Raw genomic sequence first — 20798 nt, forward strand, 5'->3', positions numbered from 1 at the left:
GCGAGCTTGTCGCCGCTGAAGCGCCTCCCACGGCACATGCATGAGCCCGCAGCCCGGATGCCATCCAGGGACTACGCCATAAACGGCCCCGGATTTCATCCGGGCTACGTTCAACTCCACGGATCACGTCCATGACCGAACACCACTTCCCCCTCGCCGCCGTGGTCGCCGCCGATGACCTGAAACTGGCGCTGTGCCTGGCGGCCATTGATCCGGCGATTGGCGGCGTGCTGATCGAAGGGCCGCGCGGCATGGCTAAGTCGACCCTGGCCCGTGGCCTGGCCGATCTGCTAGCCAGCGGCACCTTTGTCACCCTGCCGCTGGGCGCCAGCGAGGAGCGCATCGTCGGCACCCTCGATCTGGACGCCGCGCTGGGCGAGGGTCGCGCGCAGTTCTCCCCCGGTCTGTTGGCCAAGGCCAATGGCGGTGTGCTGTACGTGGACGAGGTCAATCTGCTGCCCGATCATCTGGTCGACCTGCTGCTGGATGCCGCTGCCAGTGGGGTCAACCATATCGAGCGCGACGGCATTTCCCATCGGCATGCCGCGCGCTTTGTGCTGATCGGCACCATGAATGGCGAGGAGGGTGAGCTACGGCCGCAACTGCTCGATCGCTTCGGCCTTAACCTGGCCCTGGACGCCCAGCCGCAACCGGCCCAGCGCGCCGAGATCGTCCGTCGCCGGCTGGCTTTTGATGCCGACCCGCAGGCCTTTCTGCAGCGCTGGCAGGTGCAGCAAGACGAGCTGCGCGAACGCTGCCAGAGCGCCCGTGCTCGGCTGGCGGCGATTCCATTAGATGACGCCGCCCTGGAGCAGATCAGCCAGCGCTGCTTCGCCGCCGCCGTCGATGGCCTGCGCGCCGATCTGGTTTGGCTACGCGCCGCCCGCGCCCATGCCGCCTGGCGTGGCGCAGAACATATCGAGGCAGTGGATATCGATGCGGTGGCGGAGTTCGTTCTGCGTCACCGTCGCCGGCATAACCCGCCGCCTGCCGCGCAGCCGCCACAACCCCAGTCGCAATCTCAGCCCAGCAACGATAAGCCCAGCGAGCAGCCGCAAGGCGAAGGCCAATGGGGCGAGTTACCCGCTCAGGTACAGAGCCTTGGCGAACGGCGTGAACCGCCGCGCTGGGCAAAAAAGCCCTAGGCATCCGCCCGCGCACAGCCCCAGGCGCGGATGCCCGGGCCGCTCCCGGCACATTAGGCAATGGTCGCAACGGTGCCAGTCGCAGTGGTGCCGCGGGGCGTATCGACTGGCCGGCGAGCCTGCTTAAAGGCCGCCCGCGAACTCGGCAGGATCTGCTGTTGCGTCCACGCAGCGCCAAGCCAGTTGAACTCTGGCTGGTAATTGTCGATGCCTCGGCCTCGACTCGCCGGCATGGCGCACTGAGCAAAGCCAAAGGCCTGCTCAGTGAGGTGTTCGAGCAGGCGCGCCGGCAACGCGCGCGCTTGGCATTGCTACACGCCACCGGTCGCCAGGCGCAATGGCTCTGGCAGGGGCAGAAAGCCTCCCAGGCCTTGCAGCACTGGTTGGCCGAGCTGGGCGCAGGCGGCGGCACGCCGTTGCTGGCGGCCATACAGCAGGCCGCCGACTGGCAGGCGCGGCGTCAGCGGCTGCATCCGGCCGAGCGGCAGCGTGTGTTGATCATCACCGATGGCCGCCTGCGTGACTGGCCGGCGTTAACCCCGAACGCCTGCCCGGCGCTGCTGGTGGATATCGAAAGCGCGCCAATCCGCCTCGGCCGCGCGCGCCAATTGGCTGCTGAGCTGGGCGCCGACTACCGACATATCGATTCGCTGCCGACACTGGCCGGCAGCCTGGAGACAGCCTTATGAAAACCCTGTTGATAATCGGCATCGGCGCCGGCGATCCGGACTACTTGACCGTGCAGGCGATCAACGCGCTAAACCGCACGGACGTGTTCTTCCTGATGGACAAAGGCAGCGCCAAAGACAGCCTGATCGGCCTGCGCAAGACCATCTGCGAGCGCTTTATCCAGGGCCGCGACTACCGCTTTGCCAGCGCCGACTGCCCGGAGCGTGTGCGCGATGTGCCGGACTATCGCGGCAGCGTGGTCGACCTGAATCAGGACAAGCAGCAGGTGTTCGAAGGCATGATCCGCGAGCAGATGCGCGATGGCGAAACCGGCGCCTTTCTGGTCTGGGGCGACCCGGCGCTGTACGACAGCACCCTACGCATCGTCGAACAGATAGTCAGCAACAGCAGCGAGCAGATTGAGTACGAAGTCATCCCCGGCATCACCAGCCTGCAAGCCCTGGCGGCCAAGCATAAGGTCTGCTTTAACAGCATCGGCCAGGCCTTCCAGATCACCCCGGCCCGCCGCCTGGCCGAAGGCGGTTTTCCTGAGGGCTTGGATAGCGTGCTGGTGATGCTCGACGCCCAGGACACCTACCAACGCTTTGTCGACCAGCCCATGCAGATCTATTGGGGCGCTTATATCGGCACGCCGGATGAAGTGCTGATCGCTGGGCCGCTAAGCGAGGTCGCCGAGACCATCCGCAGCCGCCGCGCCGAGCTGCGCGAGCAGCATGGCTGGATTATGGATAGCTATTTGCTGCGCAGAAGCGACAAGGGGCTTACATCATAAAGTCGTTCGAATCGGCCTGTGGCTTTAGGCTGGCTTCGGCGCGGCGCATTAACGATGGAATTTCGTCTGTTAGGTAAGCCCAGAACTTATCGTTGTTCAGCGTTTGCGCGACGAGTTGCGCCGGCAAGAAACGCTGCATTTCATTGCGAAAATCCTGCTTCACCTGCGGGTCGTCAGTTAACGCGGCTGAGCGTTGCGCGGCCGTTTGCAGAAAGTCCGGTAGCTCTACCTTGTGATCCCTGAGCTTGTTGGGGATCAACTGCAACGCTGGCTCGATTTTCTGCTGCTTTAGCCACAGCAAGTCCCAGAGATCACGACTTTTGATCCGCCCGCGTCTCAGGGCAAATGCCAAAATCTTGTCCACATAGATCTCCTCAAGCGCCTCCGCGTTGAGGATCAGACCCTGGGTGCCCATATCCACGCCATAGGGGTTGAGCAGCGTTTTCGGTACGCCCATATAGCTTGGGATGGCGCAGACATCGATATGAATGCGCTGAGCCGGTAGGTGCTGCGCATCAGGGCGGGTCTGTACCCGCAGCTTCCAGGTGTCGACATTGCCCGACTCTTTGCTCGGCTCGCTGACTTCCACATGCAGGCCGTATTTCGCCTGCAACTTGCCAATCAGGGTCGCTTTCAACTGGGCCAGGTCGTCCCGGTTAAAGTCAGCGCCGCCGGTAAAGTCGAGGTCTTCGCTCAGGCGGTTGGAGCCGTAGCACGCCCGCAGGCAGGTGCCGCCGATAAAGCACAGTTTTTCCAGCAGGCCGGCTTCGCTCAGCGCCAGCATGATGTCGTGGTGCAGCAGCTCCTTTTCCACCACCACGCGCAAGTTGGCCAGGTCGGTATTGTTGCCGATGGCCTGGTTTACCAGCTGGTCAAACAAACTCATTGGCGATGCTCCAATCGATCAGGTCGAGATTTCTTTTTGCGGCCTTCATATCGCGAATGGCCAGCGCTGGCTTGGCTCGCCACATTCGGCATCTGCTGTCGTAGCTGAGCTGATCGGCCAGCGCCTCGGCTTTTTGCGTGGTGTGGACAAACTCCAGGGTGCCCCATTGGCCGCAGTTGATCTGGCTGCTGCGCCCCGATGACATCAGGGTGATCCAGTTCATCGGCACCTGCGAGATGATGCCGGCGTCGCTTAACGCGGTTTCCAGGCTGATGTAATTGAACTCATGCGCCCGCAGCCGCGCCGCAGCATGAAACAGCAGCAAACCGGAGCTTGGTTTTGCGGGTTTGTAGAAGTAGAGCCCACGGCAAATGCGCTCCAGCTTGCCTTCCTTGGCGGCGCGGCTAAGCAGCGCACGGTAGGCCTGCGCAGAAATATCGGGCACCAGGGCGCGCATATCTGAAGGAGTAAACAGATAGCGCTCAGGGCTCGCCAGCGCGTCGAGGCCATGATAAAGGCGGCGTATGGGTTGCGCGGCTTCGCGGGGCTGGCTCATCGGGATCACTCAACAGAAAGTGACGGTAAGTGTAACTTAGTGTTGAGTAAGTGCCAGATTTAGCTGAGCAGGCTGGAGCAGGGGTGAGATTGGGGGTGGCCACTCACCACGCGCTTGCAACTCGTGTAAGTAGCAAAATATATGCGTGTATAGCCAAATTAACTATATTTGCCTATGCTTTGCTAGAGATCAGTGGAGGCAAGAAATATGGATCCGTACCGTAACCCTTTTGCGCCAGGTGCAGGAAGTAGGCCGCCTGAACTTGCGGGGCGCGATGCAACCCTTGAGGCCGCAAGGATCTCATGTGGCCGCGCCATTAAAGGGCGGAGCGCCCGATCCATCATGCTCCTTGGGTTGAGGGGGACCGGCAAGACAGTCCTGCTTAATGAAATAGGGAAAATCGCTCAGGAAGAAGGCCTTCTGGTTTCTAAGGTCGAGTCTCCAGAACGTGAGAGTCTTGCACGCCTTCTCTATCCTGAAATGCGAAAGGTCATGCGCTCTCTTTCGGGTATCGAAGCAGCTAAGCAAATCGCTAGCCGTGGATTAAAGGGCCTTCGCAGTTTTGCGGCAATCTTCAAGATTGATATTGCTGGTGTTGAGGTCGGCGTTGAGCCAGAGCCCGGTCTCGCTGATAGTGGAGATCTTCAGTACGACCTTCCGGACCTTTTTGATGTAATTGGTCGAGCAGCACAAGCCGCAGGTAAGGGATGGATTCTTCTAATTGATGAAGTGCAGTACCTTTCCGAGGCAGATCTATCAGCACTAATCGTTTCCATCCATCGTATGTCTCAGGAAGGCCTCCCGGTACTTCTTGTCGGTGCTGGTCTTCCACAAGTCGCGCGGCTCGCAGGCGAAGCAAAGTCCTATGCAGAGCGGCTTTTTCTTTATCCGGAAGTTGGTGCTCTCGATCAACCGTCTGCTATTCAAGCTGTTGAAAAGCCGATAGTGGATGAGGAAGCCACTATCGAACCGACTGCACTCGGCGAAATCGTCGAACGGACACGCGGCTATCCCTTCTTCCTTCAAGAGTGGGCCTCCACAGCTTGGAACAATGCAGAGGGACCAGAAATTACCCTTGATGACGTGAGCCAATCCTATGCCGAGACTTTAGCTTCGCTTGATGCGGGTTTCTTCAGGGTACGCATTGATAGGCTGACAAAGTCAGAGGTTCAGTTTGTTAAAACTATGTCGGAATTGGGCGATGGTCCTTATGCGATGGCTGATATTGCCAAAGCAATGGCGCGAACCCAGTCATCGCTTGGCCCCACTCGGGCTAACATTATTTCTAAGGGCATGATCTACAGTACGGATCATGGCTATTTGAACTTTACGGTTCCACTTTTCGCGGAATATATGCGGCGGCAAGGGTGAGCTTGTAGGGTGGGTTGAGCTTGCGATACCCAGGCTGTGTCCATCGAAACTCCTGATGGGTATCGCAAGCTCAACCACACTCCTACGAGAGTGGATAACTCCGCGGCGTATACACCCATTCCCCACCCTCAGCCCGCGCAAAGCGGCAGGTCTGGCTGGAGCCGATAATTACCAAGGTGCGCATATCGACCATCTCTGGTGTTAGTTCGCCCAGGGTGAGGGTGCGTAGGGTTTCGCCGGGGCGGCCGATATCGCGGCCGAGTACCGCCAGGGTTTCCGGGATGCGTTGCTGGCGGACGATATCCAGCGCAGAGCCGAGCTGCCAGGGGCGGGCTTTGGAGATGGGGTTGTAGAAGGCCATCACCAGGTCGGCGGCGGCGGCGTGGGCCAGGCGCTTTTCGATAATCGCCCAGGGTTTGAGGTTGTCCGACAGGGAGATCAGGCAGAAGTCGTGGCCCAGCGGTGCGCCGGCTTTGGCGGCGGTGGCCAGCGCAGCGGAAACGCCGGGGAATACCTGTAGGTCGACGCGCTGCCATTCGGCGTCGGTCGATTCATGCAGGGCTTCCAGCACGGCGGCGGCCATGGCGAATACGCCAGGGTCGCCGGACGACACCACCACCACGCGCCGCCCACTGGCGGCCAGCTCAAAGGCATGGCGGGCGCGCTGCATTTCCTCGCGGTTATCGGTGCAGTGGCGCACCTGCTCCGGGCGCAGCGGGCCGGCCATATTGATATAGGTTTCGTAGCCGAGCAGGTCCTGCGCTTCATCCAGCGCCTGGCGCGCGGCGGGCACCATAAATTCGGCGGCACCGGGGCCGAGGCCAATCACCGTCAGGCGGCCACGGGGGCGGCCGAGTTGGTTGGCGTCGATAGGCGCTGCGGCCAGCAGCAGGCGCAGATTGGCGTGTTGGCTGTGCAGTGGTGGCAGTTGCTGCGCGTCATCGATAAAGCGCAGCGGCAGTTTGAGCTGTGCGGCGGCGTGGTGCAGCTCGGCGTTGGCCATTAGTTCTGGCGCGGCCAGCAGGCAGGCCAGGCTTTGCGCGGCCAGGTTGCTGGTTTGCAGCGCCTGCTGCAGTTCGCTAAGTAATTCAGGACTGACGCGTTCGACCCATACGGCGACCTGCTGCGGGTGGATCAGCAGTTCATCGGCATTGGCCGCGCGGCTATGTGGGCTGATATGGATCACCCGGTTGGCGCTGTTATCCACCGGCAGTTTGGCCTGGGCCAGCCAGGGCGCGTCGCCTTCGATACGCACGGCCTGGCCGCCGAGCAGGTCGCTGACAAAGCCTTTGCCTTGCTCAAGATCAGCCAGCACATAGCCGGCCGGCGGTTCCAGCAGGCAGGTGCCAAAGCGCAGTTCACCGCTGGTGGTGATCGCCGCGCTGACCTCCAGGTGCGCGGCAAGCTCCCGCGCCATGCGGTTGACCCCGCCCAGGCCGCCGAGCAGCGGTACTACGGCGCTGCCGTCTTCGGCCACGGCCAACACTGGCGGCTCGCTGTCTTTCTCACCCAGTACAGCGGCCAGGCTGCGAATCACGATACCGGCGGCGCACAGCACGATCAGCGGCGTACCGGCGCGGTAGAGCGTGCGTAGGGTGTCGCCGAAGTCGTCATAAGTCCGCTCGACGTCCACCACCCGGCTGTGCAGGCCGTGGATTTCGGCCTGGGGATAAAGCGCCTGGATGCGCCGTGCGCAAGGCAGGGCAGAGGGGCCGAGGATGATGATGGCGGGGGCGATACTCATGTTTGAATCCTGTAGCCCGGATGCAATTCGGGGCGTGCGGTTTCCCGGATTGCATCCGGGCTACGTTCAGTTGGGTAGGGTGGATGACGTTTCACCCATCCACCAACCGCGATGGTGGATGAAAAAAGCATCATCCGCCCTACGGTCGCGTTACCCGCGCCATTTTTCGCCGGGAATCACGATCATCGAGAAATACGGCGAGGACATCGGTTCAACCTCATCCAGCGGCACGATGCGCTGGTTGCCCATGGTGGCGCGCTCAACGTAGTGGGCGCGGTCGTCGATGCCCAGCTCCTGCAACACGCGGCGGACTTTCTCGAAATTACGCCCCAGTTTCATGATCACGGCGGCTTCGGCGCTGTGCAGGCGCTGCTTGAGTTCGTCTTCTGGCAACACGCCGGAGAGCACGCTCAAACTCTGGTTGCGGTACACCAGCGGGGTGCCGAGCACCGAGGCGCAGCCGAGCATGGAGCACACGCCGGGCACCACTTCCACGTCGTAACGGTCGGCCAGGCGGTCGTGCAAATACATATAGGAGCCGTAGAAAAACGGGTCGCCTTCGCAGATCACCGCCACATCAAAGCCGGCGTCAAGCCGGGCGGCGATCTGCACCGCGCAGGTGTCGTAGAAATCGCTGATCACATCTTCATAGCTCAGCGGCGCGGCGAGTTTTTCCGTGGTCACCGGGTACACCAGCGGCAGGCGCTGCTGTGTGTCGCTCAGGTGCTGTTCGATAATGCCGAAGGCGTTGCCGCCCTGGCCCTTGTTGGCTTTGGCCTTGGCCACAAAGTAGCCGACCACCGCTGCCGATTGCAGCAGGCGCAGGGCTTTGAGGGTGATCAGCTCCGGGTCGCCGGGGCCGACGCCGATGCCGAGCAGGCGGCCTTTTTGCATACTCATCACTCCACCTCCGTGGCCAGGGCGTTGACCGCTGCCACCGCCATGGCGCTGCCGCCGCGACGGCCGCGCACAATCACATAGGGCACGCCACGGCTGTCGGCGGCGAGGGCGTCCTTGGATTCCGCCGCGCCGATAAAGCCCACCGGCATGCCGATAATCAACGCTGGTTTCGGCGCGCCAGCGTCGAGCATTTCCAGCAGGTAAAACAGCGCGGTGGGGGCGTTGCCGATCACCACCACGCTGCCTTCCAGATGCTCGCGCCAATGTTCCAATGCGACTGCCGAACGGGTATTGCCGAGTGCGCGGGCCTGCTCAATTACGCCGTCGTTATGCAGGGTGCAGATCACCGGGTTGTTGGCGGCCAGGCGCGGGCGGGTGATGCCTTCGGCGACCATCCGCGCATCGCAGAGAAGCGGCGCGCCCTTGGCCAACGCAGCGCGGCCAGCAGCGCCGGCACCGGGGGAGAAGCGCAGGTCCTGCACCACATCGACCATGCCGCAGGCGTGGATAACCCGCACCGCGAGCTTTTCCAGGTCTACCGGGATCGCCGACAGGTCAGCCTCGGCGCGAATGGTGGCGAAGGATTGGCGGTAGATTTCCTGGCCGTCGCGGATGTACTCAAGCATCGCTGTTTCCTGTTGCGCAGTGGGCGGCGAACCAGTCGCCGGCCTCGTCGATAGTCATGGCGCTGGCCTGCAGCTGACCGAAACCGGCCGCCTCGGGCGTGCGTTGATAAAGCTGGTAATGCCCGGCGCTGCTGGCCAGCAGGGTGAAGGGCGCGGTATGCGCGGCGGCGCAGGAGCGCGGGCAGGCGCTGAGATGTACCTGCGGGCGCGCCGTGCTAGCTCGCAGGCGTTCGGCCAGGCGCAAGGCATCAGCTTTGCTGTCGGCCAGGCCTTTGCCGCAGGCGGCTGAGCCGGTGCAGGCGATCAGATGGCTTAACGGTTCCTGCGCATCGGTGAGCAGGCCCAGTTCGGTCAGCTTGTGCAGCAGCTTGTCTGCCGATTGCTCGGGGATATTGGGCAGCAGCAGACCCTGCCAGGGCGTCAGGCGCAGGCTGGCATCGCCATATTGCTCAGCCAGATCGGCCAGTGCTTTGAGTTGCGCAGCGTCGATCCGGCCCAGACGTGAAGCGGCGGCAACCATGCAAAGGGCGTTTTGCTGCTGTGGATAAATGCCCATCGGCGCGCGTGGGCTGACTGGTTTGTGTTGCCAATCGGTCGGTGGCGCCTGCACGGCAAAGGGCAGGCGCGTTTGCAGCTGTTGCAGCAGTTGGCTGGGCGATATTGCGGCGAGCAGCTGGCGCATCCGGCTATGTTCATTACCCGCTAGCTGGAGAAACAGCCTGAGCAGTTGTTCCACCAGCGGTACGGCTTGCTCAACGTCGACCACGCCCAGCGGCTGATCACCCGGGCAACCGGCCAAGCCAAAGGCCAAGCGAGCCGGCGTGCCGGGCAGGGCGCTCAGCCAGATATCGTGGGGGTGTTCGAGCATGGCCAGGGCTTCGCCGCCGTCCAGCTGAATAGCGAACTTGGCCGATAGCCCATGCAGCGCAGGGGTGGCTTGCAGCAGCTCAAGCAACGCGGCGGCCAGCGGGCGGGTGTCGAGCAGGGCGTGCGGATCAAGGCCGGCGGCGGGGCTGAGCAGCAGGTTGCGCACATCGTCGGCGGCCGGGTTACTTGGGCCGAGGCCGGCGGCCAGCAGGCGCTCGATCAGTTCGGCCTGCTGGCCTGGCAGCACGCCGCGAATTTGCAGATTGCTGCGGTTGGTCAGTTCCAGCACGCCGCTGGCGCAGCGCTCTGCTGCCTCGGCAATAGCCCGTGCCTGCTGGCTGCTGAGCACGCCGCCAGCCAGCTTGACCCGGCAGATGCCACCGTCCAGTGCCGGAACGATACGCAGCAGGCCGGGGCACGCCGATCCCGGTTTTTCGGGGCGTGGGGCAGGCAGATCGGCGGAGGTTAGACAGTCGCGCAAACGGTTCACCAGCTACTACGACGCGGCGACCGAACCAGCGAAACCCGCCCACAGGGGGTTTCATGGCATCGGTACACCCCGCCCGATGTTGGCACTCGCGACTAGCGTCGTCGGCAGGTCTCCTGGCTGACAGGTCATCATCTGGCGCGGCCTTCCCGGTTACCCAGTGGCACAGTTGCGGCAGACTCGCTGTTTACAGTTGCGGGGGCAGCTCGGTCACGATCAGCGGATCGCTCCGGATTCCCTCTTAGGCCCTATGCACAATGGCGGTGGGCACCGACGAAGGCGCTATTATGCCCGCTTTGCGCGCGGGCACGACAGCCAGCTGGTCGGGCGACGCGCTGATGACGGTTTGAGGAAAGCGCATGACGGCCTGGTTAACCCTGGTGGGTATCGGTGAAGACGGCTATGCCGGCCTGGGTGAGGCGGCGCGGCTGGCGTTGGGCGAGGCGCAGTGGATCGTCGGCAGCCCACGGCAGCTGGCGCTGTTGCCTAGCGATCTGCCGGGGCAGCACGAACTCTGGCCGAGCCCATTCAGCCTGGAGCAGGTCCTGGCGCGGCGCGGTACGCCGGTCTGCGTGTTGGCCAGCGGTGATCCGCTGTTCTACGGCGTTGGCGCGAGCCTGGCGCGGCAACTGCCGGCCGAGGAATTGCGGGTGTTCTCTGCGCCCTCATCCGTCTCACTGGCTGCTGCTCGGCTGGGTTGGCCGTTGCAGGAGGTGACGGTGCTGTCGCTGGTGGCGCGGCCGTTGGCGGCGCTGCAGGCGCAGATTTTCCCCGGCGCGCGGCTGTTAGTTTTGAGTAATGACGGCGACAGCCCGGCGGCCGTGGCCGAGTTGCTACGTGAACGCGGTTTTGGTCCCAGCCGTTTGACCGTGCTGGAGCACCTGGGCGGCGATCAGGAACGGCGCATCGATGGTCTGGCCAGCGATTGGGCCGTATCACGCGTCGCCGATCTCAATCTGCTGGCAATCGACTGTGTGGCTGGTGCCGATGTGCGCCTGCTGCCGCTCACTCCGGGGTTGCCGGACGACGCCTATCAGCACGACGGCCAGCTGACCAAGCGCGATGTGCGCGCCATCACCCTGGCGCGCCTGGCGCCGCAACCGGGTGAGCTGCTCTGGGATGTCGGCGCGGGTTGCGGCTCCATTGGCATCGAATGGATGCGCGCGCATACAAGTTGCCGAGCGCTGGCCATCGAGGCCGATGCCGGTCGTCAGGCGCATATCCAACACAACCGCGATGCTCTCGGCGTGCCGGGCCTGCAACTGGTCGCCGGCCGCGCGCCCGAAGCCTTGGCCGGATTGGCGGCGCCGGATGCGATCTTTATTGGCGGCGGGGTGACCATCCCCGGTGTGCTGGAGCAGTGCTGGGCCAGCCTGAAACCGGGCGGGCGTTTGCTGGCCAATGCCGTGACCCTGCAAAGCGAAGCGGCGCTGGTGGCTTGGCGTGAGCAGGTCGGCGGCGAACTGACCCGCATCAGCGTGGCCCAGGCGCAGCCGTTGGGCGGCTTCGACACCTGGCGCAGCGCCTTGCCAATCACCCTGCTGGCGGTGCGCAAGCTGTGAGCCCGCGCATTCTGCTATTGGGCGGCACCACCGAGGCGTTGTGTTTGGCGCGGCGGCTGAGTCCCGAAGCCATCTACAGCCTGGCCGGGTTGGGCCGGGTGCCGGATGACTTGCCCTGCCAGGTACGCGTCGGCGGTTTTGGCGGGGCTGAAGGCTTAGCGCGATTTATCCGCGAACAGGGCATCGAACTGCTGCTCGATCTGACCCACCCCTATGCCGCGCAGATCAGCGCCAACGCAGCGCGCGCTTGCGAGTTTAGCGGAATTGCTTGCTGGGCGCTGCGCCGCCCTGGTTGGCAGGCCGGCGAGGGTGATGACTGGCGTGAAGTGGACGACTGGGCCGGTTTGGTTGCGGCGCTGCGGGATTTTCAGCGCCCGCTGTTTACCCTTGGCCGCGAGCCACTGGAGCATCTGCATGAGATTCCCCTGCATCAGCACTGGACCGTGCGCTGCCTGACGGCCCAGACAGCCGTGCCGCGTGCGGAAATTATCGGGGCGCGCGGGCCGTTCGCGCTGGATGAGGAACGCGCGTTATTCGCCCGCCTGGGCACCGATGTGCTGATCAGCAAGAACAGCGGCAGCCAGTCCACCGAGCCGAAATTGCAGGTGGCGCGGGAGTTGGGTCTGCCGGTGCTGCTGCTGCGCCGGCCCGAGTTACCAGCGGTGGAGCGCGAGTTTGCCAGCCTCGAAGCGCTGGCCGAGGCGCTGCAGATTCTCGGGATATAGCTGAGTAGGATGGGTGCTAACCCATCAGCGGATTGATGGGTTAGCACCTAGGCGGCCCCACCCATCCTACGGTCTTCAGCAGGCCGGAATGTAGCCCGGATAAGCGCAGCGCAATCCGGGGGACCGCGTCCCGGATTGCGCCAAGGCTTATCCGGGCTACAGGGGGGGTAGGTGCAAGGTAGGGTGGATGACGCTGTTTTCATCCACCATCGCAGTTGGTGGATGGGTGAAGCGTCATCCACCCTACGTGCTACGTGCTGCCACTCAAGCAAAAAATCCCCTGTTAGACTGCCGCCCCGCTTTGGAGGCCGCCATGACCACGCCCGTTTCCCCATACGCCCGCATTCTGTTTGTCGGCCCCGACCTGGCCGAGGGCTCGTTTGCCGAGCTATTTCGCCGGCGTCTGGTTGAGCTGCGCGGTGAAGCGGCGCTGGCCGATATCGTCGACACCAGCGCAGGCTATGCGCCGCTCTGGCAGCGCGTGGCCGAGGGTGAGCGGCCGCTATTGGTGGTCGATCTGGAGCCGCAGAGCAGCAGCCCGCACCTCGATTGGCTGCGCAGCAAGCTAGGCCAGCAGGCCAACCCTGAGCAGCTGTTTGTCGCCAGTGCCATTGGCCAGGCTGAAGGCTTGCCGGTGGAGGCCGCTTGCGCGCTGATCGAGCGCCCTGAGCTGCACCTGCCCTGTGTCGGTGTGGCCGCCGTGCCGGGGCATCACGCCTGGTCGCAGATTCCGCCGCACGCCCAGCGCCTGCTGCTGTGTAATGGCCCGCGCTGCACCCGGCGTGGTGCGCTGGAGTTGTGGAAAACCCTGCGCCTACGCCTCAAGGCCGCCGGCAAACTGGAGTGCGAGGGTGGGGTGCATATCACCCGCACGCAGTGCCAGTTCCCCTGCGACCTGGGCCCGACGGCCAGCCTCTACCCGGCCGGCGAGTGGTTTCGCGTGCGCGATGAGGCCGAGCTGATCCGCCTGGTCGATGAGCGGCTGGTGGCTGGCCGCGCCGTGCCTGAGCTGCGGATTGATCAGGGTTGAGTCGCTGTGCCACGCCTGGTGGACAAGCTTCGCGTTGTCCACCCTACGCTTACGCCTTGATCAAGGCTGAAAAGACCGCTGTAGAGCCATTCGGCAACAGCTAAAAACTTGACGCGGATCGGCCTGAATGGTCATATCCGCGCCGTTTCAGGTGTCTTACGCCGCCGTGCGTAAGGTTAAACGGGAAGTCGGTGCGCCCTTTGGGCTAGTCCGACGCTGCCCCCGCAACGGTAAGCGAGCGACGTCATCACGATGCCACTGTGCAGTTTCTGCATGGGAAGGCGATGGCTTCATGACCCTCGCGAGCCCGGAGACCGGCCTGATTCTTAGGGATGTTGCACGCTGCCCGTTATGCAGCGGCAACTCCCAACTGTTTGGCAACCCGCGGTGGGCGGGCGTTGACGCCGATCGTGGGTGCCTGCGCGCCCGTGTTTTGCTGTTGCGCGTTTCCATCGGGATTGCCGTGCCTATCCCTTTTGCGATGGAAGCATCATGGCGCGCTATCCCCTGTCTCAACTCTCTGTTTCCCTTGCCCTGTGCCTGGCCGGTACGGCTGTGGCGGGCGAGTCCCCGGTCAATCTGCCGGCCACTACCGTGCAGGCCAAGGCTGCTGCGGAGGGCGCAAGCGATCTGCATACGCCCACCAGCAGCGGCTCGCGCCTGGGCCTGAGCGCCCTGCAAACCCCGGCCAGTACCAGCAGCCTGAGCGGCGCGCAGGTGCGCGGGCGCAACAACCTCAGCGTGCAGGAGGCAGTCACCCGCACCCCCGGTATCAGCAGCATCGGTAGCCCTGGCAATGGCGGCACCGCGCTGTCGGCGCGCGGCTTTACCGGGCACAGCGCGACCATGCAGCTCTACGACGGCACCCGCCAGTATGTCGGGGCCGGTACGGTGACCTTCCCGGTCGACACCTGGTCGGTGGAGCGCGTCGACGTGCTGCGCGGCCCGGCCTCGGTGCTCTATGGCGAAGGCGCAACCGGCGCGGTGATCAACGTGGTGCCGAAAAAGCCCTTTACCGGCGCCATCAGCAACCAGCTGCGCCTCGGCTACGGCAGCGATGACCGCCGCCAGGCCGCGCTGGACAGCGGCGGCTCGCTCAGCGATGCACTGAGCTACCGCCTCAACCTCAATCAGCAGGCCGGCAATGGCTGGGTCGATGATGGCGAGTCGCAGAGCCAGGCGATAAGCGCAGCACTGCGCTGGGATGCCAGTGATGCGCTGAGCTTTACCCTGTCCCATGATCAGGGCGATCAGGACCCGCAGCGCTACCTGGGCACACCGCTGGTCGCTGGCAAGTACCGCGAGAGCCTGCGCGAGCGCAATTACAACGTCGAGAACGCCGAGGTTCGCTACAACGACCAGATCACCCGACTGGTCAGCGACTGGCGCATCAACGACGCCCTGACTGCCAGCAACCAGCTGTACTACATCAAGACCCAGCGCTACTGGCGCAATGCCGAGTCCTACCGCTGGCAGCCGGGTGATCAGGTCAAACGCAGCGATTTCTACGAGATCAAGCACACCCAGGAGCAGGTCGGCGACCGTCAGACCTTCACTCTGGAGCACGCCCTGTTCGGTCTGGATAGCCGCACCGTGGTGGGCGTGGACTACAACCGCATCCACTTCGCCCGCCAGCATGATTTCGGCAGCAGCTTCACTGACACAGTGCCGCTCGCCGGCAGCGGTGGCGGTCAGTATCAGAGCACCGATCCGCTCGGCTACGGCCCGCGCGAACGCAACCTGGCGCGGCAGTTCTCGCTGTTCGCCGAGAACCGCACCCAGCTGACCGAACGCCTGTCGCTGGTCAGCGGCGTGCGCCGCGATCAGGTGCATATCCAGCGCGACAACCTGCTGACCGACAGCAGCGCCGACCGCAGCCTGACGGGCGATAACTGGCGCGCCGGGCTGGTATTCGAGGTCACGCCGGAGCTGTCACTATACGGCCAGTACGCCACCAGCACCGAGGGCGTCAGCAACCTGCTGACGCTCAATCCGACCCAGCAGCAGTTCGACCTGAGCGAAGCCAAGCAAACCGAAATCGGCCTTAAGCAGGCGTTCTGGAATGGCCAGGGCGAATGGACGCTGGCCGCTTACCATATCGTCAAGGAGAAGCTGCTCAGTCGCGCCACCCCGACTGCGCCGACCGAACAGATTGGCCAGCAGTCTTCCGATGGTCTGGAAGCCACATTGGAGCTGGCGCTGGGCCAGGGTTGGCAGGTGTCGGCCAACGCCGCGTGGGTGCGCGCCGAGTACGACGACTTCCGCGAGGCCAGTGGTGACCGCAGCGGCAATCGGCCGACTAACGTGCCACGGCGCACCGCCAACCTGTGGTTGAGCAAGGCGCTGAGCGAGCAGGTGCAGGCCGGTGTCGGCGCGCGTTATGTCGATTCGCGCTACGCCGACACGGCGAACAATGTGACGCTGCCGAGCTACACCGTGGTCGATGCCAACATCGGCTGGCAGGTGCAGGCGGACGTACGTCTGGGCCTGGAGTTGAACAACCTGTTCGACCGCCAGTACGCCACCACCGGCAGCAGCGATGGCCAGCAGTGGTACCTGGGTGCGCCGCGTTCGTTGTTCGTCACTGCCGATTACCGTTTCTGATGCCGCGCTTGCAGATCAGCGAGCTAGCCTGGTCGCCCAATGGCGAGCAGGCCTTGCTCGATGGCATCGAACTGGCGGTCGGCGATGGCCAGCTGGTCGGCCTGATTGGCCCCAATGGCAGCGGCAAGACCAGCCTGCTGCGCTGCGCCTACCGCTTTCAGCGGCCCGATCAGGGCTCGGTGGAGCTGGACGGCGCAGCGCTGTGGAGCCGTTCGCCGCGCTGGTGCGCGCAGCGGGTGGCGGTGGTGCTGCAGGAGTTTCCCCAGGACTTCGGCCTCACTGTGGCCGAAGTCGCCGCCATGGGCCGCACGCCGCACAAGGGCCTGTTTGATGGCGATGATCAGACCGATCTCGCTCTGGTCGAGCAGGCGCTGGCGCGGGTCGGTTTGACTGAGCACAAGCGCCAGGCCTTCGCTCATCTCTCCGGCGGCGAGAAGCAGCGTGTGCTGCTGGCCCGCGCGCTGGTGCAGCAACCGACGCTGCTGATCCTCGACGAGCCGACCAACCACCTCGACCCGCGCTACCAGCTGGAGCTGCTGCGGCTGATCAAGACCCTTGGCCTGGCGACCCTGGCCAGCTTCCATGACCTCAACCTGGCAGCGGCTTTCTGCGACCGCCTGTATGTGCTCGACCATGGCCGCGTGGTGGCCAGCGGCACCCCAACCGAAGTGCTGACTGAAACACTGCTGGCCGAGGTGTATGGCGTGCAGGCGCTGGTCGACCGTCATCCCCTCGCGGGGCATCCGCGTATTACCTGGATCAATCCATGAAGCGTTTTCTGCCTTACGCCCTGTGCCTGCCGCTACTGGGCCCCGCCCTGTCCGCCCAGGCGGTTACCGTCACCAGCTGCGACCGCCAGCTGACCATCGAGCAACCGCCGCAGCGCGCGGTGAGTCAGGACATCAACCTGACCGGCATGCTGCTGGCCCTCGGGCTGAAGTCGCGGATGGTCGGTTACAGCGGCATCAGTGCCTGGAAAACCCCCAACCCCGAGTTGATGGCGCAGCTGGCCGATTTGCCGGAGCTGGCCGCGCGGCACCCGTCACTGGAAAACCTGCTCAACGCCGAGGTGGATTTCTTCTTCGCCGGCTGGAACTACGGCATGCGCGTCGGTGGTGAGGTTACCCCGGCCAGCCTCGCGCGTTTCGGCATCCCGGTGTACGAGCTGAGCGAGTCCTGCGCCCATGTCATGCCACGCCGGGTGGCCAGTCTGGAGGATGTCTACAACGATCTGCATAACCTCGGCCGCATCTTCGCGGTTGAGTCGCGCGCCGAGGCGCTGGTGCTGGGCATGCAGCAACGGGTGGCGGCGGTGCGTGAGCGCCTGGCCGACAGCGGCCGGGCGCCACGGGTGTTTCTCTACGACAGCGGCGAGGAAAGCCCGTTTACCGCCGGCCGCCTGGCCATGCCACAGGCGCTGATCGAAGCCGCTGGCGGGCGCAATGTGATGGATGAGCTGGCCGCGAGCTGGGTGCGCGTTGGTTGGGAAGCGGTGATCAGCAGCGACCCCGAGGTGATTCTGATCGTCGATTACGGCGAGCGCAGTGCGGCGCAGAAGCGTGATTTCCTGCTGCAGCACCCGGCCTTGCAGGGGCTGACGGCGATCCGTGAACAGCGCTTTGTGGTGCTGCCGTATCTGGCGGTGACGCCAAGCCTGGATAACGCCGCTGCCATCGAGACCCTGGCCGCCGCGCTGCACCCGCAGGCCTTTGCCCAATGATTCGTAGTCCGCGCGCTTACCGCCTGTTGCTGCTGGTGCTGGCCTTGGCGTTGGCGCTGTCCTGCGCCGCCTCGCTGGGCTTTGGCGCAGCGCCAGTGCCCTTGATGCGCGTGCTGGAGATTCTTGGCCAGCGCCTGTTTGATCTGCAGCCGGCGCAGGCCGTGAGCAGTGCCCAGGACAGCATCGTCTGGCTGATTCGCGCGCCACGGGTGGTGCTCGGTGCGCTGGTCGGGGCCGGGCTGGCGCTGGTCGGCACGGCGCTGCAGGCAGTCACCCGCAACCCGCTGGCTGATCCACATCTACTCGGCGTCAGTTCCGGCGCGGCGCTCGGTGCGGTGATTGTGGTGCTGTATCTGGGGGAATTTATCGGCCTGCTCAGCCTGCCGCTGGCGGCCTTTGTAGGTGCGCTGGTGAGCATGCTGCTGGTGCTGGCGATTGCCAGTCGCGGCGGTCGGCTGGAGAGCGACCGCCTGCTGCTGGCCGGGGTGGCGGTGTCGTTTGTGATGATGGCGGCGAGCAACCTGCTGCTGTTTCTCGGCGATCACCATGCCGCCAGTTCGGTGATTTTCTGGATGCTCGGCGGCCTCGGTCTGGCGCGCTGGGAACTGCTCTGGCTGCCGGCGCTGTGCCTGGTCCTGGCCTTGCTGCTGTTGCTCGGTTTGGCGCGGGCGCTGAATGCGCTGATGGCAGGCGAACACAGCGCGGTCAGCCTGGGTCTTGAGCCACGTCGGGTGCGTCTGCTGGTGTTTGTTTGCGCTTCGCTGCTGACTGGGGTGCTGGTGTCGCTCAGTGGCGCCATCGGTTTTGTCGGGCTGATCCTGCCGCATGTCGCGCGCTTTCTGGTGGGTGCCGAGCATCGGCGTCTGCTGCCGGTCAGTGCGCTGCTTGGCGCGCTGTTTCTGGTCTGGGTGGATGTCGCCGCGCGCACCCTGCTGGCGCCGCAGGACCTGCCCATCGGCATCGCCACGGCGGCGATTGGCGGGGTGTTTTTCGTGCTTTTACTGCGTCGGCGCTGAATCGCTAAAGTTTTTTTCAGCGCTGCTGTAACGCCTGTTCGTCTCGTCGCTCTAGTTGAATGCCGGCACACAAACCCCTTTTCGTCCGGCTCACCCAGATCACCCGAGGATACGCACATGACCATGAAATCTACCGCTGCTACTGGTGCTGCCATCGCCTTCGCTGCTGCTGCCATGTTCGCCGGCATGTCCGGCACTGTCGTCGCGGCTGAAGAAGCCAAGGTTCACTGCTACGGCGTCACGTCCTGCAAAGGCCAGAATGACTGCAAGACTGCCGAAAACAGCTGCAAGGGTCAGGCTGTCTGCAAAGGCCACGGCTTCAAGGCTATGACCCAGGCCGAGTGCGATGCGGCAGGCGGTACTGTCGGCGAGTAAGTGAGCCGGGGCGGCCGCCGCGCGGTTGCCCCGCATCACCTGGCAAGGAGTCAGCGATGAACGCTCAACGCGGCAATCTGGGTTTCGGCCTGGGCCTGCGCAGCACCTATTACCAAGCCATTCTCGAACAACAGCCGGCGATCGACTGGTTCGAGATCGTCTCGGAAAATTACTTGGTAGCGGGCGGCAAGGCCCTCTACTTTCTCGATGCCATCGGCGAGCAGTACCCGCTGGTGATGCATGGCGTGTCGCTGTCGATTGGCGGCCCGCATGAGCTGGACCGCGACTACCTGCGCCAGCTCAAACACCTCGCCGCGCGCGTGCAGCCGGCATGGATCTCCGATCACCTGTGCTGGAGCCGGGGCAATGCCCACCAGCTGCACGACCTGCTGCCGCTGCCTTATACCGAGGAGAGCCTGCAGCATGTGGCCGCGCGCGTGCGCCAGGTGCAGGACGTGATCGAACGGCCGCTGGTGCTGGAAAACGTCTCCAGCTACCTGCGCTGCGCCGATGATCAGTTCAGCGAATGGCAGTTCCTCGCCGCACTCAGCGAGTTGAGCGGCTGCGAGCTGTTGCTGGACGTCAACAATGTCTACGTCAGTGCGCGCAACCATGGCTTCGATGCCTGGACTTTTATCAGCAGCCTGCCCAAGTCGCGTATCCGTCAGCTGCACCTGGCCGGCCACAGCGATTACGGCAGCTACCTGATCGACACCCATGATCAGCGGGTCAGTGGTCCGGTCTGGCAGCTTTATCAACGCACCCTGCAGCACCTCGGCCCAGTGTCCACACTGCTGGAGCGCGACGATCATTTTCCCGACCTGGATGTGCTGCTCGACGAGCTGAACACCGCGCGCCGGTTCGCCGCCCAAGCGTTGCAAGGCTCACCGCAATGCGCCTGAGTGACTGGCAGGCGCAGGTGCAGGCCTACCTGCTCAACCCCGATGCCCAGCCCAATCCGGCGCTGCAGGCCAGTCTGCTGGGTAGTGCGGCGCTGAGTGCCGAACAGGGCCTGGCGATTTACCACAACGCCTACCGCGCGCGCCTGCTGGAAGCCTTGCGCGGTGACTATCCGGCGGTGCATGGCTGGCTGGGCGACGAGGAGTTCGATGCCTTGGCCCTGGCTTATCTGAATGTGCACCCTTCGCAGCATTTCAGCCTGCGTTGGCTCGGCGCGCAGCTGGCGGACTTTATCGACGGCTACCTGATTCCCGCACAGGCAGCGCCGCTCAGCGAACTGGCGCGGCTGGAATGGGCCTTTACCCTGGCCTTTGATGCACCTGAAGGTCAGCCCCTGAGCCTGACGCAGATGGCCGAACTGCCCGCCGAAGACTGGCCGACCCTGCAGGTGCGTTTGCTACCGAGCGTGCAGTGGCTGGCGTGCCGGCATAACAGCCTGGCGATCTGGCGTGCGTGCAAGGAGCAGGGTGACTTTCCTGGCAGCCAGCCACTGGTTACGACAGAGACCTGTGTGGTCTGGCGCGATCAGCTGATTACCCGCTACCGCAGCCTGGCGGCCGATGAAGCGACGGCACTGCAGGGCATGGTCGTGCACGGCTGGAGCTTCGCTGAGCTGTGCGGCGAGCTGGCACACCTGGGTGAACAGGCGCCGGCGCAAGCGGTGAGCTGGTTGCGCCAGTGGCTGGCGGACGGGCTGTTGCAGCGCGTCTATCCGGCCTGATCGCGGCAGGCGTTTTGCCTTACCATGCCGGCTCCGCCCCG

At 64.2% G+C, this 20798-nt stretch carries 20 protein-coding genes and 2 riboswitches; of the genes, 14 read left to right on the forward strand and 6 right to left on the reverse strand.

The window, feature by feature from the left end; translation table 11 throughout:
- Positions 1-131: 131 nt before the first annotated feature.
- From P3C18_RS01125 to cobF, 3 genes are read left to right on the forward strand one after another with little or no spacing between them, the layout of a single operon-like run.
- Positions 132-1145 (forward strand): AAA family ATPase, encoded by a 1014-nt coding sequence (locus P3C18_RS01125; RefSeq protein WP_275960047.1) that lies wholly within the window; start codon positions 132-134, stop codon positions 1143-1145.
- A 2-nt stretch (positions 1146-1147) separates the two neighbouring features.
- The gene (locus tag P3C18_RS01130) at positions 1148-1834 is read left to right on the forward strand and encodes a VWA domain-containing protein (RefSeq protein ID WP_275961556.1); all 687 of its coding nucleotides are present in this window, start codon (positions 1148-1150) and stop codon (positions 1832-1834) included.
- Positions 1831-2607 (forward strand): precorrin-6A synthase (deacetylating), encoded by a 777-nt coding sequence (gene cobF, locus P3C18_RS01135; RefSeq protein ID WP_275960048.1) that lies wholly within the window; start codon positions 1831-1833, stop codon positions 2605-2607. The genes P3C18_RS01130 and cobF overlap by 4 nt, the downstream gene beginning before the upstream one ends.
- On the opposite strand, the gene P3C18_RS01140 is transcribed toward cobF, so the two are convergent.
- Both P3C18_RS01140 and P3C18_RS01145 read right to left on the reverse strand, forming a co-directional pair.
- A complete protein-coding gene (locus tag P3C18_RS01140; RefSeq protein WP_275960049.1) occupies positions 2597-3493 on the reverse strand; it encodes a nucleotidyl transferase AbiEii/AbiGii toxin family protein in 897 nt (298 codons plus the stop codon). The genes cobF and P3C18_RS01140 overlap by 11 nt on opposite strands.
- Positions 3480-4049 (reverse strand): type IV toxin-antitoxin system AbiEi family antitoxin domain-containing protein, encoded by a 570-nt coding sequence (locus P3C18_RS01145; protein WP_275960050.1) that lies wholly within the window; start codon positions 4047-4049, stop codon positions 3480-3482. The genes P3C18_RS01140 and P3C18_RS01145 overlap by 14 nt, the downstream gene beginning before the upstream one ends.
- Positions 4050-4256: 207 nt before the next feature.
- Here P3C18_RS01145 and P3C18_RS01150 point away from each other — a divergent pair, with 207 nt between their 5' ends.
- Positions 4257-5420 (forward strand): ATP-binding protein, encoded by a 1164-nt coding sequence (locus P3C18_RS01150; protein ID WP_275960051.1) that lies wholly within the window; start codon positions 4257-4259, stop codon positions 5418-5420.
- Between the two features lie 82 nt (positions 5421-5502).
- On the opposite strand, the gene cobJ is transcribed toward P3C18_RS01150, so the two are convergent.
- The 4 genes from cobJ to cobG all read right to left on the reverse strand — a co-directional run bounded on the left by cobJ (position 5503) and on the right by cobG (position 10038).
- Positions 5503-7164, reverse strand: a complete 1662-nt coding sequence (cobJ, locus tag P3C18_RS01155; RefSeq protein ID WP_275960052.1) for a precorrin-3B C(17)-methyltransferase — start codon at positions 7162-7164, stop codon at positions 5503-5505.
- 150 nt (positions 7165-7314) lie between these two features.
- Positions 7315-8067 (reverse strand): precorrin-2 C(20)-methyltransferase, encoded by a 753-nt coding sequence (locus P3C18_RS01160; RefSeq protein WP_275960053.1) that lies wholly within the window; start codon positions 8065-8067, stop codon positions 7315-7317.
- Positions 8064-8690, reverse strand: a complete 627-nt coding sequence (locus P3C18_RS01165) for a precorrin-8X methylmutase (protein WP_275960054.1) — start codon at positions 8688-8690, stop codon at positions 8064-8066. The genes P3C18_RS01160 and P3C18_RS01165 overlap by 4 nt, the downstream gene beginning before the upstream one ends.
- Positions 8683-10038 carry a precorrin-3B synthase gene (cobG, locus tag P3C18_RS01170; RefSeq protein WP_275960055.1) on the reverse strand — a complete coding sequence of 452 codons (1356 nt, stop codon included), beginning with the start codon at positions 10036-10038 and terminating at the stop codon, positions 8683-8685. The genes P3C18_RS01165 and cobG overlap by 8 nt, the downstream gene beginning before the upstream one ends.
- Before the next feature lie 94 nt (positions 10039-10132).
- Positions 10133-10334: riboswitch (cobalamin riboswitch) on the reverse strand.
- 69 nt (positions 10335-10403) lie between these two features.
- On the opposite strand from cobG, the gene cbiE reads away from it, so the two are divergent.
- The 10 genes from cbiE to P3C18_RS01220 all read left to right on the forward strand — a co-directional run bounded on the left by cbiE (position 10404) and on the right by P3C18_RS01220 (position 20757).
- Positions 10404-11606, forward strand: coding sequence for a precorrin-6y C5,15-methyltransferase (decarboxylating) subunit CbiE (gene cbiE, locus P3C18_RS01175; RefSeq protein WP_275960056.1), 1203 nt, complete (start codon positions 10404-10406; stop codon positions 11604-11606).
- A complete protein-coding gene (locus tag P3C18_RS01180; protein ID WP_275960057.1) occupies positions 11603-12331 on the forward strand; it encodes a cobalt-precorrin-6A reductase in 729 nt (242 codons plus the stop codon). Before cbiE ends, P3C18_RS01180 begins: the two co-directional genes overlap by 4 nt.
- Positions 12332-12644: 313 nt before the next feature.
- Positions 12645-13361 (forward strand): (2Fe-2S) ferredoxin domain-containing protein, encoded by a 717-nt coding sequence (locus P3C18_RS01185; protein ID WP_275960059.1) that lies wholly within the window; start codon positions 12645-12647, stop codon positions 13359-13361.
- 132 nt (positions 13362-13493) lie between these two features.
- A riboswitch (cobalamin riboswitch) is annotated at positions 13494-13699 on the forward strand.
- A gap of 154 nt (positions 13700-13853) precedes the next feature.
- The gene (locus tag P3C18_RS01190; RefSeq protein WP_275960060.1) at positions 13854-15965 is read left to right on the forward strand and encodes a TonB-dependent receptor; all 2112 of its coding nucleotides are present in this window, start codon (positions 13854-13856) and stop codon (positions 15963-15965) included.
- Positions 15965-16735 carry an ABC transporter ATP-binding protein gene (locus P3C18_RS01195; protein ID WP_275960061.1) on the forward strand — a complete coding sequence of 257 codons (771 nt, stop codon included), beginning with the start codon at positions 15965-15967 and terminating at the stop codon, positions 16733-16735. The genes P3C18_RS01190 and P3C18_RS01195 overlap by 1 nt, the downstream gene beginning before the upstream one ends.
- Positions 16732-17685, forward strand: a complete 954-nt coding sequence (locus P3C18_RS01200) for an ABC transporter substrate-binding protein (RefSeq protein ID WP_275960062.1) — start codon at positions 16732-16734, stop codon at positions 17683-17685. Before P3C18_RS01195 ends, P3C18_RS01200 begins: the two co-directional genes overlap by 4 nt.
- Positions 17682-18701: an iron ABC transporter permease gene (locus P3C18_RS01205; protein ID WP_275960063.1), complete on the forward strand. Its 1020-nt coding sequence runs from the start codon at positions 17682-17684 to the stop codon at positions 18699-18701. The genes P3C18_RS01200 and P3C18_RS01205 overlap by 4 nt, the downstream gene beginning before the upstream one ends.
- A 117-nt stretch (positions 18702-18818) precedes the next feature.
- Positions 18819-19076, forward strand: a complete 258-nt coding sequence (locus P3C18_RS01210; protein ID WP_160013906.1) for a hypothetical protein — start codon at positions 18819-18821, stop codon at positions 19074-19076.
- 56 nt (positions 19077-19132) lie between these two features.
- On the forward strand, positions 19133-19978 hold the full coding sequence (locus tag P3C18_RS01215; RefSeq protein WP_275960065.1) for a DUF692 domain-containing protein: 846 nt from the start codon (positions 19133-19135) through the stop codon (positions 19976-19978).
- Entirely contained in the window at positions 19969-20757 is a 789-nt protein-coding gene (locus P3C18_RS01220) for a DNA-binding domain-containing protein (RefSeq protein WP_275960066.1), read from the forward strand. The genes P3C18_RS01215 and P3C18_RS01220 overlap by 10 nt, the downstream gene beginning before the upstream one ends.
- Positions 20758-20798: the final 41 nt, after the last annotated feature.

It is taken from the genome of Pseudomonas sp. 1928-m, assembly GCF_029269135.1.
In the GTDB taxonomy this organism is placed as follows: Bacteria; Pseudomonadota; Gammaproteobacteria; order Pseudomonadales; family Pseudomonadaceae; genus Aquipseudomonas.

What these genes read in the sequence shown, in the direction of transcription:
- P3C18_RS01125 (WP_275960047.1), top strand. Translation starts at nt 132, where the DNA reads ATGACCGAACACCACTTCCCCCTCGCCGCCGTGGTCGCCGCCGATGAC.
- cobF (WP_275960048.1), top strand. Translation starts at nt 1,831, where the DNA reads ATGAAAACCCTGTTGATAATCGGCATCGGCGCCGGCGATCCGGACTAC.
- P3C18_RS01140 (WP_275960049.1), bottom strand. Translation starts at nt 3,493, where the DNA reads ATGAGTTTGTTTGACCAGCTGGTAAACCAGGCCATCGGCAACAATACC.
- P3C18_RS01145 (WP_275960050.1), bottom strand. Translation starts at nt 4,049, where the DNA reads ATGAGCCAGCCCCGCGAAGCCGCGCAACCCATACGCCGCCTTTATCAT.
- P3C18_RS01150 (WP_275960051.1), top strand. Translation starts at nt 4,257, where the DNA reads ATGGATCCGTACCGTAACCCTTTTGCGCCAGGTGCAGGAAGTAGGCCG.
- cobJ (WP_275960052.1), bottom strand. Translation starts at nt 7,164, where the DNA reads ATGAGTATCGCCCCCGCCATCATCATCCTCGGCCCCTCTGCCCTGCCT.
- P3C18_RS01165 (WP_275960054.1), bottom strand. Translation starts at nt 8,690, where the DNA reads ATGCTTGAGTACATCCGCGACGGCCAGGAAATCTACCGCCAATCCTTC.
- cbiE (WP_275960056.1), top strand. Translation starts at nt 10,404, where the DNA reads ATGACGGCCTGGTTAACCCTGGTGGGTATCGGTGAAGACGGCTATGCC.
- P3C18_RS01185 (WP_275960059.1), top strand. Translation starts at nt 12,645, where the DNA reads ATGACCACGCCCGTTTCCCCATACGCCCGCATTCTGTTTGTCGGCCCC.
- P3C18_RS01190 (WP_275960060.1), top strand. Translation starts at nt 13,854, where the DNA reads ATGGCGCGCTATCCCCTGTCTCAACTCTCTGTTTCCCTTGCCCTGTGC.
- P3C18_RS01195 (WP_275960061.1), top strand. Translation starts at nt 15,965, where the DNA reads ATGCCGCGCTTGCAGATCAGCGAGCTAGCCTGGTCGCCCAATGGCGAG.
- P3C18_RS01200 (WP_275960062.1), top strand. Translation starts at nt 16,732, where the DNA reads ATGAAGCGTTTTCTGCCTTACGCCCTGTGCCTGCCGCTACTGGGCCCC.
- P3C18_RS01205 (WP_275960063.1), top strand. Translation starts at nt 17,682, where the DNA reads ATGATTCGTAGTCCGCGCGCTTACCGCCTGTTGCTGCTGGTGCTGGCC.
- P3C18_RS01210 (WP_160013906.1), top strand. Translation starts at nt 18,819, where the DNA reads ATGACCATGAAATCTACCGCTGCTACTGGTGCTGCCATCGCCTTCGCT.
- P3C18_RS01215 (WP_275960065.1), top strand. Translation starts at nt 19,133, where the DNA reads ATGAACGCTCAACGCGGCAATCTGGGTTTCGGCCTGGGCCTGCGCAGC.
- P3C18_RS01220 (WP_275960066.1), top strand. Translation starts at nt 19,969, where the DNA reads ATGCGCCTGAGTGACTGGCAGGCGCAGGTGCAGGCCTACCTGCTCAAC.